Source organism: Paracoccus sp. (in: a-proteobacteria) (assembly GCF_030538695.1).
GTDB lineage: Bacteria > Pseudomonadota > Alphaproteobacteria > Rhodobacterales > Rhodobacteraceae > Paracoccus.
Genome location: NZ_JAUNTN010000031.1, coordinates 18180 through 35982, shown reverse-complemented (window position 1 = coordinate 35982; position 17803 = coordinate 18180). Strand labels below are relative to the sequence as shown.

At 59.0% G+C, this 17803-nt stretch carries 8 protein-coding genes; all 8 read right to left on the bottom strand.

Annotated elements, in window-relative coordinates; all coding sequences use genetic code 11:
- Window positions 1-438: 438 nt before the first annotated feature.
- On the bottom strand, window positions 439-2388 hold the full coding sequence (locus Q4G24_RS15150) for a serine/threonine-protein kinase (RefSeq protein WP_303367379.1): 1950 nt from the start codon (window positions 2386-2388) through the stop codon (window positions 439-441).
- On the bottom strand, window positions 2388-3155 hold the full coding sequence (locus Q4G24_RS15145) for a PP2C family serine/threonine-protein phosphatase (RefSeq protein ID WP_303367378.1): 768 nt from the start codon (window positions 3153-3155) through the stop codon (window positions 2388-2390). Before Q4G24_RS15145 ends, Q4G24_RS15150 begins: the two co-directional genes overlap by 1 nt.
- On the bottom strand, window positions 3152-3865 hold the full coding sequence (gene tagF, locus Q4G24_RS15140; RefSeq protein ID WP_303367377.1) for a type VI secretion system-associated protein TagF: 714 nt from the start codon (window positions 3863-3865) through the stop codon (window positions 3152-3154). Before tagF ends, Q4G24_RS15145 begins: the two co-directional genes overlap by 4 nt.
- The gene (tssM, locus tag Q4G24_RS15135; RefSeq protein ID WP_303367376.1) at window positions 3844-7449 is read right to left on the bottom strand and encodes a type VI secretion system membrane subunit TssM; all 3606 of its coding nucleotides are present in this window, start codon (window positions 7447-7449) and stop codon (window positions 3844-3846) included. Before tssM ends, tagF begins: the two co-directional genes overlap by 22 nt.
- A 17-nt stretch (window positions 7450-7466) precedes the next feature.
- On the bottom strand, window positions 7467-9056 hold the full coding sequence (gene tssL / locus Q4G24_RS15130) for a type VI secretion system protein TssL, long form (protein ID WP_303367375.1): 1590 nt from the start codon (window positions 9054-9056) through the stop codon (window positions 7467-7469).
- A 176-nt stretch (window positions 9057-9232) separates the two neighbouring features.
- Window positions 9233-10567: a type VI secretion system baseplate subunit TssK gene (gene tssK / locus Q4G24_RS15125; protein ID WP_303367374.1), complete on the bottom strand. Its 1335-nt coding sequence runs from the start codon at window positions 10565-10567 to the stop codon at window positions 9233-9235.
- An 89-nt stretch (window positions 10568-10656) separates the two neighbouring features.
- A complete protein-coding gene (locus Q4G24_RS15120) occupies window positions 10657-15495 on the bottom strand; it encodes a hypothetical protein (protein WP_303367373.1) in 4839 nt (1612 codons plus the stop codon).
- Window positions 15496-15623: 128 nt separating this feature from the next.
- A complete protein-coding gene (locus tag Q4G24_RS15115; RefSeq protein ID WP_303367372.1) occupies window positions 15624-17801 on the bottom strand; it encodes a M23 family metallopeptidase in 2178 nt (725 codons plus the stop codon).
- Window positions 17802-17803 lie beyond the last annotated feature (2 nt).

Sequence of the window (17803 nt, the reverse complement as noted above, 5' to 3'; positions counted from 1 at the left end):
CGCGGTTGAGCAGACTCTACATTAAAGTGAGGGATCTTTCGGGGGGCAGGTCAGCATGGCTGAGATGTTTGATCTGATCGAGCGGAAGCATCCCGCCTAACGTGAAGTGGTGACAAGTTGCCCGTGACGACCTACGCTTGATCTTCGACAACACTGCAAAGGACAACCCTACAGCGGCACTGGCGCTGCTGGAGGAAATCGAGGCAAGGGGCCCAAGCCCTCCTCGCAGGGCATCGGGGTGGTGGGGCAATCTCCCCCATTTTAACATAGCGTGACTGTAGAACTCACGCGACCATTTTCAGCCTTACGGCAGAGGAACTTCTCGGGGAGCGGGCCAGATGAAATTAATAAAATCTAAAATCCAATTACCGCCCAAACAGCATCATCCCGTAGAAAATTTACCACAGCATTTGCGGATTAATAATTACATTACCTGTCTCAGGGTATGGCATCTGGCACCAAAGCAAAATCAACAGCGGGAAGCTGTTGCATTTGCTTTATTTCATCCAAAATAGCAGGCAGGATCACCTCGGCACGGGCGGCGGCGGGGGTTGCGGCGAGGGTAATCAGGGGGGCCGCACTGCTAACTGCAACCATAAGATATTCATCCTGAGTACGGCCTTCCGGGGCAGCGATACTTATGGCAAAATGCCACGAATTATCCGCACCTGAAGTCAATTGCATCGTCAGATCATGCAATGTGCCATCTGGTGACAGTAGAAAAAGCCACGGGTTTGCCCCCTCCGGTCCTGCAAGACTACCAATGATTTGCAGGCTCTCCTCATGCCGTGTGGATTTCACGTTCAGCACCAGGGGGGACGCAGATCGACCTGTAATTTCCGCCAGAAACGCAATGGCCGGGCAAAATCCATCCGGTATTTGCCGTTGGCTTATCTGTGGTTCTGTGGAAAAGGCCCGCCGCCATGCCGTTGCCAGCCCAGTCGTATCAACGGCTTGTCTGGACAGGATGCGGATCGTGCCCGCCCCAGCCCCGAGACTGACCCGCGTGGCCAATGTGCAGGGTGGCAATTCCTGCACAGCGAGAAACCCATCACGCGTTCCAATATCGCGGGGTGGCAACTCCGCCACCGTCATGATTTCCGGCTTTTCTGGCTCAGGGGCGGCGCGGGGCCATAGCCACCAAGCCGCGCTACCCGTTAGCGACAGCGCAGCGCCCACAAGGATTGCAGGCCAAATGCGCCTGCCCTTGCGCCCTGTCTGCACATCCGCATCAGGTGGCAACGTGGCACGGGGCCATTGATGAGCAAAGGGACTGCTGGATTCGCTATCATCCGACGGATCGACCTCTGGCTGATCGGCAGAGGACCACAGCGGCATCCGATAATGGGACGGCACCAGCACTGGATCATCCAAAGCCGCCAGAACCACGCCAAGATCCGCAGGACGAGCCTCTGGATCAGGCTCCAGCATATATTGCAGCAGCGGGAAAACATCATAGGAAACATCCGACAAATCCGGTATCTGAAGCCGCGCCATCGACGCTTCGATAGCTGTGCCCCCCATCGGCAGCGGCTCTCCACGCAGCATCGCAGCTACCAACAGCGCAAGGCTATAAATATCCGCCCTTGCGTCGGTCTCCCCCGTAAAATGACCTAGTTGCTCTGGCGCGACATGGCGGAACTTACCTGCGAAACGTCCCCCCAACACATCATCGCGCACCGCCGAGCGTGCGATACCAAAATCAATCAGAACAGCATCATCCGAGCGATTATTGCGCAGAATCACGTTATCGGGGGACAAGTCACGATGAACGACGCCCCTCTGATGTGCGCGATGCAGGCCAGCGGCAATACTGCGGAAAATCCTGAGCGCATCCGCCTTGGGCAGCGGCCCGGCTTCCTTCAACTGCTGGCCAAGATGGCGCCCCTCGACAAACTCCATAATCAGGCAATGCCGGCGCAGTTGCGTGTCAAAAATATAGTTGTGATAGCGTACGATCGCATCATCACGTAGCTGCACGAGAATGCGCGCCTCATGCATCAGCATTTCAGTTACGGCCTTATCCTGCGCCAGATCAGGTAGGATAAGTTTTATGGCAACCGGGTCGTGGGTAAAGATATTCTCACCGCGATAGACCTCGCCCATACCTCCGGCGCTGATAAGGGCGATAATACGGTAATTGTTATTGATAAGCGTGCCGGGCTGGACGACCTCAGCTTCCGGCGACCGGGTTTGGGACCCACCGGCAATCCGCGTCTTTGCCTCATCATATTCATCCGCCGTAAGGGACGGGGGCCTGTCGGAATCAGCCCCTACGGTGCCGGAAGCATTCTGCGCTGGTCCCGAAGCATCCGTGGCCGGTGATGCTGCCTCATGCCCGGAGGCTGGTGGGTCGTCCCGGTGATCGCCATCGCCGGAGGAGGACATCAGTCACACTCCTCTGAGGCGTTATCCGCAGATAAGAAACGCACCACGACAACGGTTACATTATCCTTTGCTCCCCGGTCCAGCGTCATGGAAATCAACTGCGCCGCCATATCTGCGCCCCCCCCTGCCCCGGCAAGAACCGTCGCAATTTCCATATCCTTGACATGTTCAGTCAGCCCATCCGAACAGAGCAACAAAACATCCCCCGGCTGCGCAATTGCGGTTGCGAGTTCGGTTCCGGGCCGGTTTCCGATGCCCACGGCACTGGTGATGACATTGCGACGCGGATCGTGGCGGGCCTCATCTTCGGTCAGGAATCCGGCGGCGACAAGCCGGGCAACCTCACTGTGGTCTTGCGTCAGCCTGTTCAATGCACCATCCCGCAGCAGATAAATGCGGCTGTCACCGGCCCATATGCAGGTCATCTCTCCGTCATGGACCAAAAGCGCAGCAACAGTTGACCCCACAATCTGAGACCCAAGCCGGGCCGCATGGCTCTGGATTTGGGCATGTGCCCGGTCCAGCCGCTCCAGCACGCGGATACGCTGATCCTGCGCTGAAACGGGCACCCCGACAGAGGCCATTTCGCGCACGATGACAGCACTGGCGAAATCGCCCGCGCTGTGCCCCCCCATACCATCGGCAACAGCCCATAGGCCATTTTCTGGCAGGGACAGAAAGCTGTCTTCGTTATGGTCACGAACGCGCCCCATATCGGATAGCGCCGCGCAATCAAAATCAAGCGGGACAACAGTTGATATGGTCATGTCTGCTCCCCATCAGCAGGCGGTTCACAAGGTGCAGGCGCATGTCCCAGCAACCAACCCAGCAACCCAGCATCTGGCCAGCCCTGCACCACGGCCACCGCCGTAGCCCCCTGCCCGACGCTAAACCACCAATAGCTGCGCGCAAGAGTGGCATGATTATGGTCAACATCCGACAAATCGGCCCAAAGAGCGGCCCCACCAAGCGTGGGATTCTTAGCCCAAAAACCTGATTGCGCAGGCACGGATGCCGAAGGCATATCCCGGACAAAGTCAGCTAAAGCTGACACAGCCCCTTCGACCGCAATCTTGGGATCAAAATCCCCGGTGCCAAGCCAGTCCAACAACAGCGCATCAGCATGATCATAAAAACCCTGATCCGGCTCAATTGCGGGGGCCGCACCGCCCTCTTGCACCAACACCAGCGGAAAGCGCCGCCCGCTGCGGTCCTGTGACGCACGCCAGACACCGCGCAAGCTGTGTCCATTGTTAACCTCAGCACCAAGCCAAAAACGAATCGCGGGGGCCGCATCGAACGTGCTTTCCCACCCTGCCCCGGCGGCATCACGCCACACACCAAAGGTTGCCCCCATCCAATCGCTCAGTGGCCTCAGCACATCCTCCGGCAGCCCTGCCCAAATGAAGTCGCCAAACCTCGGATGCTTCCCCAAAACGCCGGTCCGGGAAGGGATCAATCTATGCTCTGTGGACATTGGAACTCGATCAATTCGGGCATAGTGAAGGGATTATCGATCGCGTTGATGGTGAAATCGTAGGTGATGTTACGCCCGCCAATCGTAAAAGTCGCGCGCAACGTATCCCCCTGCTGGCGGCGTGAACTGGCCGCTTTCAGAAAGTCGATGAAGGTCCATGCGCTTCCCTCGAACACAAGGACCGAAGGGCGGTCCAGCGTCGGCGCAATCGACAGGGCGGTCGATCTGCCGGTGCCGGGCCATAGCACATTGCGGGCGACATAGCCCGTCGCAGTCGTGACAACCGTGTCATTGATTGCCAACGCGGCCTCCTCAATGGTAGGATGTGCATCGACTTGGCGGATCGCGATTTCCACCTGTGGCCGGCTGCTGCCACCTGCGAAATAGGCCCGCCGGATACGTTCTGCCCGCTCAAACTGTTTCAGCGTAGCCGAGGAGAAGCGCTTGGTAATTTCCTTATCTGCCCGCCATTTCAGACCGCTCTCGCTTCGTTCGACATATTGCTCCAGATATTCGGTGAAATAGCGGTCCATAACCCCACCAGGCCCGAAAAACCCTGCAAAATTATCAATCGACAGGCTTCGAGAAGATGCCGCGAACGGATAGGATGACTTGATCGTATCCCGGCACATGAATGTCACCCGGTCGGTCAGGGCGCGGTTCATCTGCTCAATACTGGCATCTGAAGCGCCAGTCCGAAAATCCCCTTCAGCACGCGACATCATCGCAGCCAGAGGCTCAGGCAGTTGCGAATTATACTGCGTCAGGCTGTTCAGAAGCGTTGGCAATGCGGCAGCGGATGCTTCAGGGTTATGCTCGGCATCCGTCATATTCTTCCAGATCAGGCCCAGATTACTCAGCACCGTATCAATGGGCCGTTGTCCCGGTTCCCCCATGACCAGCATATGCCAGCCTTCAAATGCTTTGGCGATCTCTTCGATCGGGGCGGTGATCGAATTGGGGGCACCCTCGCCGCCAACCACAGCACCCAACTGACCTTTGCCAGCATTTTGCGCGGCGGCATCCATCAGGATACGTTGCACACCAGACGAACGGCTTTGGATACGCGAGGCAATTTGCGCGGCAACGGAATTGGCCACCCCTTCGGCGGTGCCCTGTCCGTCAGTTCCGGCGGGCTGGCCCGGCTCTGTAAGCTCAAGCTGTTCATATTCGCGCGGCAGGTTAGTTTCACGATCCACGGCTTGCGCCAGTTTCAGCAACGGTGACGCCGAAGCCGAGGCCGTCCGCCCCAGAACCGCATAGCGTGGCTTATCCGCCACCAGCGATTGCAGCGTCAGATTGTTCAGAACACTATTCCACGCCGCAACAAACCCAGCACGATAGCGGTCGAGCAAGTCCTGATCCAGACGCGCCAGACGCTGCTCGATCTCGGCGCTGCTGCCAAGATCGCCCAGCACCCATTGATCGCGGCGCAATTGTTCACCGACAACGGCAAGCTGGTCATAGAAATAATCCCAGAAGCCTTCATAGGTGTAGATACCCGGCACCGTCAGGCTGGTCAGGTCGCTGCCGTCGCGGGTGCTCAGAACGACAGCCCCATCAGCGCCAAGCGTCTCGGCAAGGCTCCATGGTTTCAGCCCGGCGGCAATCGCCCCATCAGAGATGATCGCATAAGCCTGATCTGCCATGGGCAGTTGCGCGATGGCGGCACGGGCGCGCTCGACCGTCGCCTGATCCAGATCGACCAGAAGCTGACGCCGGTCGTCCAGCGCCAGCATAGCGGCCAGATGCAGCTTGAGCTGATCAATCATATTCAACCCGGATAGCCCCGGATATTCCTGACGCCAGCTTTGATCGAACCATGCGGTGATGGCGGCATCATCGGTCGTCTGGCCCTGCTTGCCCAGCAACAGGTAAACCTTCAGCGCCCGATAAATCTGCGGCATATCGCCAGACGCGATGATCTGCGGCATCCGCCGCTCCAGATCCAGCACCAGCCGCGGGCGCAGCATCCGCTCCAACGCTTCGGCATAGGCTTCAGTCGCGGCGCGATTCAGCCGTCCGCGCTGGCCAAGACCCATCCGCTCCAGCAGACCCGGAGTTTCACTGTCACCATAGCCCGCAGGCATCGTTTGCAGGTCATTCAGCAAGGGCAGAATCGGTCGCAAATCACTGTCGCTGATGACATCTCGGGCCAGTTCCTCTTGCGCATTGATGCGATAGCTTTGGGTCTCCGCCGTTGCCGTGTGCAAAAGCGCGGTGTTCTTCCAATAGCTATAGCCGAACGCCCCGATCAGTCCGACCGTCACCGCCGCAATCGTGCCAAGCGCCAACCCACGTATGATCCGCGCGCGGCGCACCGCTTTCTGGTCAAAGGAAACCCACCCCTGTTCCGGGAAAATCACCCCGCGCAGCAGGTCATGCAGGAAATAGCTTTTCCCTCGCCCCGACATGAAACCCGACGCAAAGCCCCCCGCCTCGGGTTCTGCCATCGCCCCCAGAACCTGATCTATCGGCGTGCCTTCCTGCGTGCCCGAGGTGAAATAGAACCCCCGCAGGATCGCATTCGTCTTATAGCGTGTCGGTTCAAACACACGGCGCAGGAAATCCGCCACACCGTCGCGCAAAAGCGCCATCTGCCCCGGCAAGCCGAAAATGGCGACACGGGAAATGCCATCGGGTTCCTCAGACAGGCGGTCGATAATCTCATCAGACAACCGTGCAACCAGACGGTCAAACTCGGCCCCGACCTGTTCATAGGTCAGCGCCTTATGATCCTTGGTCTGAAAGGTGACACCCCAGACCAGCTTGCGCCGGTTCAGGCTGAAACTGGCGAAATATTCACGGAAACCGGCAATCAGATCAGCCTTGGTGAACATCACATAGACCGGAAAATCAATTTTCAGCCGCTCATGCAGCTCTGCCAACCGGGCACGGACGGTCTCAGCATGATGCGCCAGCGCATCAGGGGGGGCGCGCATCATATCCTCGACCGAAAAGGCAAGGATTACGCCATTGATGGGGCGGTTCGGGCGTGTGCGCTTCAGCAGGCCCAGAAAGGCGCCCCAGCTTGCCTTATCGGCCACGGCATCGCTGTCCTGAGTGGTATAGCGCCCAGCTGTGTCGATCAGCACGGCATCTTCCGCGAACCAGAAATCCGTGTTGCGTGTGCCGCCGAAACCGGAAATAGCGTGGCTCTGCGACAGAGGAAACTCAATCCCCGAATTCGCAAGGGCCGTCGTTTTTCCGGCAGCGGGTGGGCCGATGATGACATACCACGGCAGATCGTAAAGCGCCGCCGATCCACCGGATTTTTTCAGGACCCCCAAAGCATCCTGCATTTTCTCGGCCAAAACTTTGCCGTCGCCCGTGGGTTCAGCGGGGATCAGCGCATCCTCAATCGCCCGAGCAGCGCGGACACGACGCCGCCAGCGGATCAAACAGACGGCCCCAAGCCCGCCAAGAACCAGTGCAATCAGCACCAGTCGTAGTATTTCGCCAGCCAGAGGCGCCCAGCCGGTCATCGGACCACCAAACCAGATTGCGGCGCAGAGGCCGACAATCCCCGCCACTGTCACCAGCCAGCGCCACCACGCATGATCCCGCCAGCGTAACCGTGGCATATAAAAACCGAGGATCCTCAATTCCGGGCCTCCGATATTATATCATCGGCAGCCGGGGCAGCATCATAAGTGCCCTCACGGGCCAGCATGACCTCAACCCGGCGGTTGGCTGAACGGCCCTCGGGCGTTGCATTATCCTGAATGGCGTCATCTTCGCCGCGCCCTTCGACCTGAACGCGGTCGGCATCCGTCAAGAAAGGCACCAGCACCCCGGCCACGGCTGCCGCACGGGCCTGCGACAATTGATAATTATCCTTATAGCGCCCCCGCCCGGACATCGGCACATTATCTGTATGCCCTTCGATCACAACCGGGCCGCCTTCTGTATTCAGCACCTGCGCGATGCGGCTTGCCAATGCGGTAAAGCCGTCCTTCACCGTGACCTGACCGCTGTCGAAAAGCTGCAATTCACCCACACGGATCGCTATGAAATCACCCTTCGGCTCAACCGCGATCTGCCCTTCCGAGATTTCCGGCGCAAATGCACTGCGCAACCGCTCAAGCTGCGGATCGGCGACAACATAAGGGATGGTTTCGGTTCGGTCGATTTGCAGCACAGGCACCCCTTGATGCAGGCCACGCAGCGCTTCGGCCGCAGCCGCACCATCACGGTTAATCAGCGTGGCAAGCATCGCAAAGACAGCCAGCACCGCCACCCCGGCAATACCCAAAACCGCAGGCAGAGGAATCGCACCGAAACGGCGGCCACGGCCCTGCACCACAGGAGCCCACATAACCGAAATATCTTCATCCGGGCGTTGGTGGACGCGACGCAGACTTTCGTAAATCGCATTCCGAATACGCGCCAGTTCAACCCCACCATTCGGCATCGTGCGAAACTGACCCTCAAAACCCAACGACAGGCAAACCAGCATCAATTCCAGCAGGTTATAGCTTTGCGCCGGAACCTGCATGGCCTTCTCGGCCTCCTGGAAAAAACCGACACCGGAATCGCGCTTGTGAAAGAAACGCGCGACCATGGAATATTGCTGCCAGCTTCCGCGCTCGCCGCCACCGGGCAAGTTCTGAACGATATCATCCGCCGTGCCGGACAGCGCATATTTCGCCACCAGCGCCTCATGCGGAGAGACACCGGCCGCCAGCGCGTTACGCTCGAAACGCTCGATCTCGCGGGTGACATGTTCCATCAGCGGGCTGACTTGCAATTCAACCATGCCCGTGCGCAACCGGCCCAACAGGATCAAAAGCCCCGCTGCCGCCGCCAGCAACGGGTTTGCAGAGGAGGCCGCCCCCAGTTCACGCACCCGCATCGCATCATGCAGCGCGACGCGTGGAACGGTCCTTGCCGGGCGAGCATCCGGTCGCGGCTGAAAATCCGGGAAAAAACCGCGATCCCCGCCCGCAGCCTGACCAATTCCGGCAGCCCCACCATAAGCCGAGGGATACCCCCCCTGCCCAACGGAGGACGGCGCGGCGGGTGTCCCCAACCATGTATTCGCCCCCGGCGCGCCATAGGAATTGGGACCACCAAACGGGCTGTCAGAGGCCGGGCGCGATGCGTCGAAACCACCCTGCCCGGCATAGCCTGCTGGCGGAGCGCCAATTCCCGCACCAGCCTGACCCAAGGGGGAAAGGTTGCCAATCACAGTGCGCTCCCCTGCCCCACCGGAGCTATAGCCCTGCGGCGCGCGCCCCTGCTGTGGGACGTCCGGCACTTGAGCAGATACCCCAGCGGAGCGATTGGCAGGCTGACCTGATCCATCTCGCGGGACCGGGAATGCCCCGCCGAATACCGTTTTATCCTGGTCGTCGTCTTGTGCCATCAGCCCTTCTCCGGCACGGCCCAAAGTTCGAGCTTCAGATCGGGCCAGTCACCCGCGAAATGCATCCCGATCCCCGGTGCCATTGAAAACTCACGCCACAGAGGAGAGCTCTTTTCCATTCGGAAATACACGTTCGAGGACAGCACCCGGATCTGGCGTGGCGGGTTCGGCAAGTGATGTAGCGCGATACCGGGCAGGTTATTGTTGACGATCTCGCTCATCCGGGTGTTTGGCCCGATTTTGCAAAGCTCGGGGAATTGCGACTGCACCTGCGTCAGCGGCTTGGCCGTCTGCACCTCGATGACAAAAGTTGCCTCGCGGAACAGATTACGGTCCGCCACCTCAGCCAGATAAGAGTTCGGCCGCACCTGACGGAGCACCAGCCGCACCGCACGACCAATATCGCGCGACAAAAGACGCTGAATATCCGCGACGATCACACCAAAACTCGCCTTGGGATCTTCGTGATCATAGGGGGGATAATCCGGTGCCATCCGGCTACCTTCATTAAATGTTGCCAACTCTCCGGCAAGGGATAAAAGTCGCTGATAAAGCGTCTCGGGGTGGACGACGAAACTGCGCGACAAATGCCGCAAAAGACCGATTTCACGGTTCAGGGTCAGCAGCATCAGATAATCGACCGCCTGCATCCCACCGCCCGCCGAAGGATCGGCGGCATAGCGTGCAAGGCTTTCCAAACGCGCCTCAATCCAGCCTATGACACGGGTCAGATAACCCAAAAGCTGCGGATGCGCCCCGATCACCAGCGATGGCGGCGGCAAGGTATCGTCCAGCGTGACCACCCTGTCCCGCACCTCGGCAATCCGCGCCAGACGCAGGTTCTGATAGCCGGGACGCGGAGTCTTGCGGATCGCCAGCTCTAACCGGGGCACGGCCAGTTCCAGCACTTGCTCGGTCCGGGCCACTGCCGCGCTGTCACCCACGGTTTCCGCGACGATACCCCAACGCGTGCTGGAGTCTTCCTCATCATAGGGGGCGCTGTCGCGGACATTCGGGGAAACATCAGGCAGGGTCAGCCAGACGAATTGCCCCGCCGCATCATCGGGCACGGCAATTGCGCGGGGCAACGGCGATATCCCCGGCGCATCGAAAGGCGTCCCGTCAGGCATCAACCCCGACACCGAACGCAGCCCAAGCATCCCTTGCTGGGCGCGGTCCTTGTCCAGCGACACCTCGGTCACGCCCCAGGGATAGGGGGTAATCGCACGGGTCCGCGACTGAATCAGATGCTCGGTATAACGATCAGCTTGCTGAAAATGCTGCGGCTGAAGGAACAGCCCTTCCTTCCATGCGACCTTGCTATACCAAGACATGCGCCACGCGCTCCGTCATTTGAAACACACCGGGCCGCACAAGGATCGCGCGGCCCGTCAAGCCTAATCAAAGCGGCGGCAGATGCCAATCAGAATTGCCAGCGGATCTGCCCGGTCACCCCAACGCTGTCCAGATCGTCACTAAACCGCTTATCAATGCGCGCGCTCGTCGAAAACTGACGCGGGCGCCCTGCACGCCCCGGCGACAAGATACGGACATAGTTGGCACCAATACTCAACTCGCCATATGCACCCAGATTATCGGACACGAGGCGCTGAGCCTCGAAGGCCGAGTCGTTTTCATTCCAGAAACGCGTGACCAGCGGATCGGCAAAATCCTTGTAATAGGTTCCCGTAGCAAAGAGGTTCAGAGCCGCGTTTTCCGCCTCTTGTACGAAGGTGCGCGACACGGTTCCCCCTGCAAAGCCAACCTTGCGTTCGGCGTCCTCAAAATCCAACCTGTAGCCATCATTGAACTTCATCGGATCAGTGGACATTTGCGACCAGGCAAATCCCATTGTCGGCACCACCTGCCAACCATTCGGACCAAGCGGAAACGCATAGCTCATCGAACCCGAAAGGGTAAAGCCGTTACTGCTGAAGCTGGATTTGTCAAAGCCAAGCCCACCACCCGCAATGACGGCATTATTCCGAACATCGAAATTGGTCCGCTCACCACGCAATTGCATGTCCGCCAGAAACGCGCCCTTGCTCGCCGTCAGGTAAACCCCACCATAAAACTGATTAAAGTCAGATTTGTTGATGCTCGACATCGTGGAAAGCAGTCGGTTTGGGTCGGTGGGATCGACCAGATAAACCGGCTGTGAGCTTTTACCATGGTTTACCCCGCCGATCACCCCCACAGCACCATTCCAGCCCCCGAAGCCTTCTCCGAAACAAGCCATATCTCCGCCGAACTGCATCCCGTAGTAATCCGCCGAGATGTGGCTGGAAACGCGGCCGGTGCCGTTGTCGGTGGCCCCGCTTGATTGCGCCCAACCGCCAACGGCACGGCCCCAGCCACCGGGACCGCAGGGGCGTTCGGCATCCTCATAAGCAAGGTTAACGACATAGGGGCTGGTCGGGCGGTTAATGACCGATCCAATCAGCGATTGCGTCAGCGCGACGTTTCCGGCCAGTGTGCCATAGGCATTGTTAACGCCCGCATTAAAGGTCAGATCCCCTGTCGCAGCGGATTGTGTCACCGAATACACAAATCGCTCGGACTGGGTGGGTTGCGCTGCCACGGTATAGCCAAGGCTGCCAGTGCTGTTTTGCGTCGGATCGACACGAACCAAGGTCGTGCTACCCAATTGTTGAGTGCCAGTGCCCCCCAAATAATTCAGGGTCAGATTAATTGCCCCTGATACGGCAACATTGCTCAGAGTTATCAGGTCAGACTGCAACCCGACCACATCGACATCCAGCTCATAGCTTCCGCTTCCATCAAGCAAACCGCCACTGTCCGACGCTATAATCAATTGGCTGCCCGCAGCGCCATCCACCAGTGTAATCAAGCCATCATTCACAACCGAGCCGTTAATTCTGGACGAAGCGCCATCAGCCCGGATCGTGCCGTTGTTTGTGACAGCCCCCTCCAACGTGCCGTTCAGCGCCAGATTTCCGGCGCTACGGATCATCGTCTCGCCCGTGGTTATGGTATTACCCGATGCAACGGACAGATCGACACCAATATCTAATGCGCCAGCGATATTCAGCCCATCCGCAACCGTCAGTGTGCCACCCGTCACCGTGACATCACCGCCAACGACACCCGCCAAAGCAGCAGTCCCCGCCGAGCTTGTCAGATCACCCGTCAGCGTGCCGCTTTGCGTATAATTGCCTGTGTTGGCAATATCGCCCTCCAACGTTCCGGCAAGAGTAAGCGTTCCGCTGTTGTCCGCGCCCGAAGTTGTGTTGATGCTGCCGCCCGCGACAATCTCGGTCCGGCCACTGTTCATCAGCGTTTCCAGATCCAGCAGACCACTTGTCGTCAATGTCCCGCTGTTGGTCATATCACCCGAGATTGTTCCCGCCAGCGTCGCTGTGCCGCTGTTATTTACATTCCCCGTGATGCTGCCATTACCCGACAAGGTGCCGCTGTTGGTCAGAGCACCATCGACACTTCCCCCCGCAAGGTCAGCTATCGCATCAGCCGTATTCGTCAATGTTCCCTGCAATGTGCCGGCAATGCTCATAGTACCATCATTGGTCGCCCCGGATATTGCCTGTAACGTCGTTCTAGTCGCGATTTCTGCCGTGCCGCTGTTCATCAAACTGGCAACGTTCAAATCGCCCGTCGTGGTCAGCGTGCCGGCATTGTCAAGCGCACCATGAACCGTTCCCGCCAGATCAGCCGTTCCATTGGTCTCGTTCGCAATACTGCCAAAGCTACCGACCCCGGCCAACACGCCGCTGTTCGTGACTTGCCCTCCGATGGTGCCAGTCAGCGTTGCCGCCGCCCGGTTGGTCATATCGCCCGTCACCGTTCCGATAAGATCAGCCGTGCCGGTATTGGTCAGGCTGGCAAGCGTGCCGCTGCCGGACAGATCACCCGCATTCGTCACGGCGCCAGTGATCGCACCATCCGCCAGATCGACAACTCCACTCGCAGCATTTGTCATCGCCCCAGCCAAAGTCCCGGCGATTTCCAGCGTTCCGCTATTGCTGGCCGAATGCGCCGCACTAAGCGTCTCGTCGCGGTCAATTGTCAGCGCACCGCTGTTATTCAGGCTATCGACACTCAGGTCGCCGGTCATGCTCAACAAGCCGGCATTGTTCAAAACACCGCTGACAGTCCCCGCCAGATCGGCCGTGCCCCGCGCCTCATTTGTGACACTCCCAAAGCTGCCCGTCCCGGCCAACACGCCACTGTTCGTAACCTGCCCCCCGACTGTGCCAGTTAGCGTTGCCGTCGCCCGATTAGTCAGATCCCCCATGACCGTTCCAGTCAGATTAGCCGTGCCGGTATTGGTCAGGCTGGCAAGTGTGCCGCTGCCGGACAGATCACCCGCATTCGTCACGGTGCCAGTGACCGCACCATCCGTCAGATCGACAACTCCACCCGTAGCATTCATCACCGCCCCCGCCAGAGTCCCGGCGATTTCCAGCGTTCCGCTATTGCTGACGGTGCGCCTGGCACTTAGCGTCTCTGCATCGTCGATTGTGACGGTGCCGGTGTTGGTCAGCCCCCCTACGTTCAGATCACCCGCTACAGTCAGCGAGCCGCTGTTCGTAACCCCGCCTGTAACCGCCCCTCCCAAATCAGCAGAGGCATTATTGGTCAGGCTGGCAAGCGTGCCTGTTCCCGCAAGCACACCATCATTCGTCACCGCGCCGCCGATTGAGCCACCAGTTAGCGCTGCATTACCCGTGGTGCCGTTGTTCAGCCCTGTGACCAGATCACCAGCCAAAGACAATGTGCCATTATTCACCATGGTTTGCGTCGAGCGGACCCGATCGCCGCTGGCAACAATCATGTTGCCATCATTTGTCAGAACTCCGTCAACCAGGCCACTACCGCTCAGCTCACCACTGTTATTTAACGCCCCGTTGACCGTGCCGCCGTCCAGAATGGTAGTGGCCGAGCTACCTGCATCCAGCCCACCGGACAAAGTGCCGGCAATGGTCATTTCACCTTCATTCGCAACCGTGGTATCGGATTGCAGCCTGTTGCCCGTGCTGATTGTTGCGATACCGTTATTGGTCAAACTGCCGACATTCAGATTGCCGATTGTCGTCAGCGTCCCTTCATTCTCCAGCGCCCCGGTAACAGCTCCCCGAAGATTGGCTTCTCCGGCCGCCATATTCGTCAGGCTCGCCATAGTTCCGGTTAACGACAGGGTGCCGTCATTCACCACAGCGCCGCCCACATCTCCCCGCAAGGAAACCGTGCCACTGTTGTCAAGTGTGCCATCAAGCGCCCCCTGCCCTGTCAGTGTGCCGTCATTGACAACGATCCCTGTTACGGTCCCCCCTGCCAGATTCACGGTCTGGCCGTTATTCAGATCCGCATCCAGCTTGCCCCGGATGTTTATTGTGCCACTGTTAGCAACGGTGCTGCCAGAGCTTAGCACGTCTCCTGATGTCACCGTGGTCGTGCCGCTATTCGTCAGCACTCCAACATCCAGATCCCCGGTTGTCGTCAAGGTGCCGGCATTATCCACCGTCCCACTGACAACACCCGCAATTCTAGCTGTGTCGCGGTTCGTCAGCGCCCCGGAAATCGTGCCGCCACCGATCAGAACGCCATCATTAACAACCGCGCCATTGATTGCGCCATCAGCAAGTGTTGCCCGGTTGTTGTTATCCAGGTTTCCCTCTTGCGTGCCGGACAAGACAAGATGGCCATCATTCGTCATCAGACCAGCGGTTGTTCCCGTCACCTCAAGCGTAGCTCCTGAAGCGATGTCAACGCTTGTCAGATCCACCCCGTCACCAGAATATTGCAACACGCCCCAACCTTCGACCGCCAGTGCGCCAGCAATTTCCGAAGTAATCCTTGCCAGAAGGTTCCTGTCGACACGAAGCGTCAGGCCATCACCGCTATCCTCAATCCGGCCTCCGTCCAAAGTATAGCCACCGCCCTTAAAGCGAAGCGTGCCCGGCTGAACCGTTCCGTCAACATTCAGCAGGACCGTTCCACTGGCCGAAGGCCCCAAAACCCCCGCTCCCCCGACGGGAAGGGCACTGTGGTTCTTTCCGTTACTGCCTGACCAGATCGCATCCCCGGCAGCCCAAGTGCCGGACACTGGATCGGTGCCAGCATTCAGCATATCACCATTGTCCAGATAAAGTTCCGAAGACTGCGCCCAAGCCATATTTGTGACCCAAAAGCCCGGAACACAGCCAATCAACGCTGTCGTCAGCCACATCCGAACACGCAACCTCAGACGAAAGCCGTGACGAGCATCAGAAACGAAAGACATGCGAGCACCTTTTGCGGGCAAGAATAGCTGTAACAAACCTTGTCAAGGGATAGCTGTCGGACAGCCCAAGGATCAAGCTCTTTGGCACGAACACACAAGAATATATCCTCATTTTGGACAGGATATCGTTATTTTCCGACATGTTCCGTGATAATCGCATCCATCCTGCGGACATATTGCGCCATTTCAGGCGAAACCGGAACGGATGCGGATGCAACCTGCGCCCCACCACCCTGTATCATCTTGCGATCGGCCCACATCTCCAGATCGCGGTTCGTATAGCCGCGCAAAAACGGATTAGCGTTGATCACAGCCGCCCCCATTGTCGCCAGAACCGAACGGTCAGGATCGGCACGCAGCACCCTATCCGCACCTGCCGGACCAAGGAAATGTGCCAGATACAAGCGCCCTGCCGTAACATGATGGCCGCGCACCCGTAAAAACGCCTCATTTTCTTGCGCCAGTTGCCGGACCATCTGCCGCGACAGGTCGGGATCAAAGCGCAGGTTCAAAAGCTCGGCCCGCGACATTGCGGCAACCAGATCAGGGCGATAGCTGCGCATCATCCGCAGCCATGTGCTTTCGATGAATTGCCCAAGGCCGCTGGCCGTTGATAACGGATTGCGTGCGTTGGGATTACCGGCACTTTCGACATGGATGATACGGATCACCAGCGCCTCGACAGAATCCGAGGCCAGAACCTCACCGCCGCCAGCCATATAGGGCATCGGATTCACCGCACGCCCATTGATGTCCAGCCGATAGGCAAGCCCCGGCTCATCCAGATCAGCCAGCTTGCCAACCGCTCCGATACGGGCACCGGCGGCAACATTACCGCCCTGTGCAATGCCCGCCGCGATACTGTGCATCCCGCGATAATGGCTGACCGCACCATCCGCATGGATAATCGACAGCGTGCCGCCCGCAACCGGATCGACCGACAGATCCGAGACCCTGCCCGCTGCAACCGCCAGCACCGGCGTATCCTGCGGCGCGGCCCAGATGATTTCACCGGAGACAGGATTATCCGCCCCCTGCTGCGCAGGCACAAAGCGTTGTATCAGAACACCGGCCACCGGCGGGATCAGACGCGAGCCGCCGCCCGCCCCAGAAATACGCGCGTTTGGCGCATAGCAAACCGGCTGGCCCTGATCGTCCATCACGACATAGCAGGGCTTGCCCCCCGACAGGCCATCAACCCCGATGAACAGAATACGTTTGCGCCCATCGGCCTGATCCGCCAGCACCAGCGTCAGGCGGTCGTCTTTATCGGCAAAGCCCTCCAGATCATAGGCCCTTGACATCAGCGACAGCGCTTCGCCAATCAGTTCAGGAGGAACGTTATTACGCAGGGCCGCCGCATAAATCACATCCAGCAGGCGCTGTTGCAGATGGGCCCCGGCACCATCATTCTGCCTCTGCAACGGCTGATCCGCCCAAGGATCTGCGGCAGGCACCAATTGCCCCGCACCCGACAGTGCAAGCGACCCGGCATAACCATCTGGATCGTAAAGCGACACCTGAATGATCTGCCGCACGCCCTGCTGCTGGCGATAGCGGACCGCCAGAACCGAACCGGCGGCCAGATCGCCGCGACGCTCCAGTCGCTCGGAAACCTGCGCCGCAAGACCGGCGGGAAACTGGTGCCTGACCAGCAAATCATTGATAGTGCCCGGCACAGCAATCTCAATCAGCAACTCTTCCCACAGCGGTGCACGTTCCGCAGGAGGGCGCAAAAAGGTCACCCCCGACAGCGCTAGTTGATCACCGGGAATCACAAGCCCGCCGGGTTGCTGCTCTGCCGGATCAAAGCTGGCGTTTACCAGCGCGGCACGGCCTCGTTCTGCCTGAAACAGCGCGAACTCTTCTCGCGTCGCGGGCAGACGGGCAACCAAGGTGTGATCCTGCTGGAACAGCTTGCCTTGCAAAACGGATAGCCCCCCTGTCACCGCGGGAGTGCTCTGTGGTGGCACCAGATCAGGCGGCACCGGCAGCACAGCCGCCTGATGCTGTGCCGACGGATCATTGCCGGGGATAATCAGCGGATCACCAGGGATCGAGGTAAAGCTGTCCACCATCACCACCGGCGCAATATCAAAATCATCCTCGACCTGCGTCAATTGCTGATCCATATCGCCGTCGCCTGTCCAAAGGCGGCCCAGGTCTGGACGAATACCCCACCACAGCCCGCCACCGACCACCCCGGCCAATGCCAGCGCAGCAGCGATGCGCAATGCCAGCATATAACGGCGACGACGCTGCGCGACTTTGCCCATCTCGCGGAAACGTGGGTCAATCTCGATCATGG

Coding starts and splice junctions, on each gene's coding strand:
- tssM (WP_303367376.1), bottom strand. CDS start 7,449: ATGCCACGGTTACGCTGGCGGGATCATGCGTGGTGGCGCTGGCTGGTG.
- tssK (WP_303367374.1), bottom strand. CDS start 10,567: ATGTCTTGGTATAGCAAGGTCGCATGGAAGGAAGGGCTGTTCCTTCAG.
- Q4G24_RS15115 (WP_303367372.1), bottom strand. CDS start 17,801: ATGATCGAGATTGACCCACGTTTCCGCGAGATGGGCAAAGTCGCGCAG.
- Q4G24_RS15150 (WP_303367379.1), bottom strand. CDS start 2,388: ATGTCCTCCTCCGGCGATGGCGATCACCGGGACGACCCACCAGCCTCC.
- Q4G24_RS15120 (WP_303367373.1), bottom strand. CDS start 15,495: ATGTCTTTCGTTTCTGATGCTCGTCACGGCTTTCGTCTGAGGTTGCGT.
- Q4G24_RS15145 (WP_303367378.1), bottom strand. CDS start 3,155: ATGACCATATCAACTGTTGTCCCGCTTGATTTTGATTGCGCGGCGCTA.
- tagF (WP_303367377.1), bottom strand. CDS start 3,865: ATGTCCACAGAGCATAGATTGATCCCTTCCCGGACCGGCGTTTTGGGG.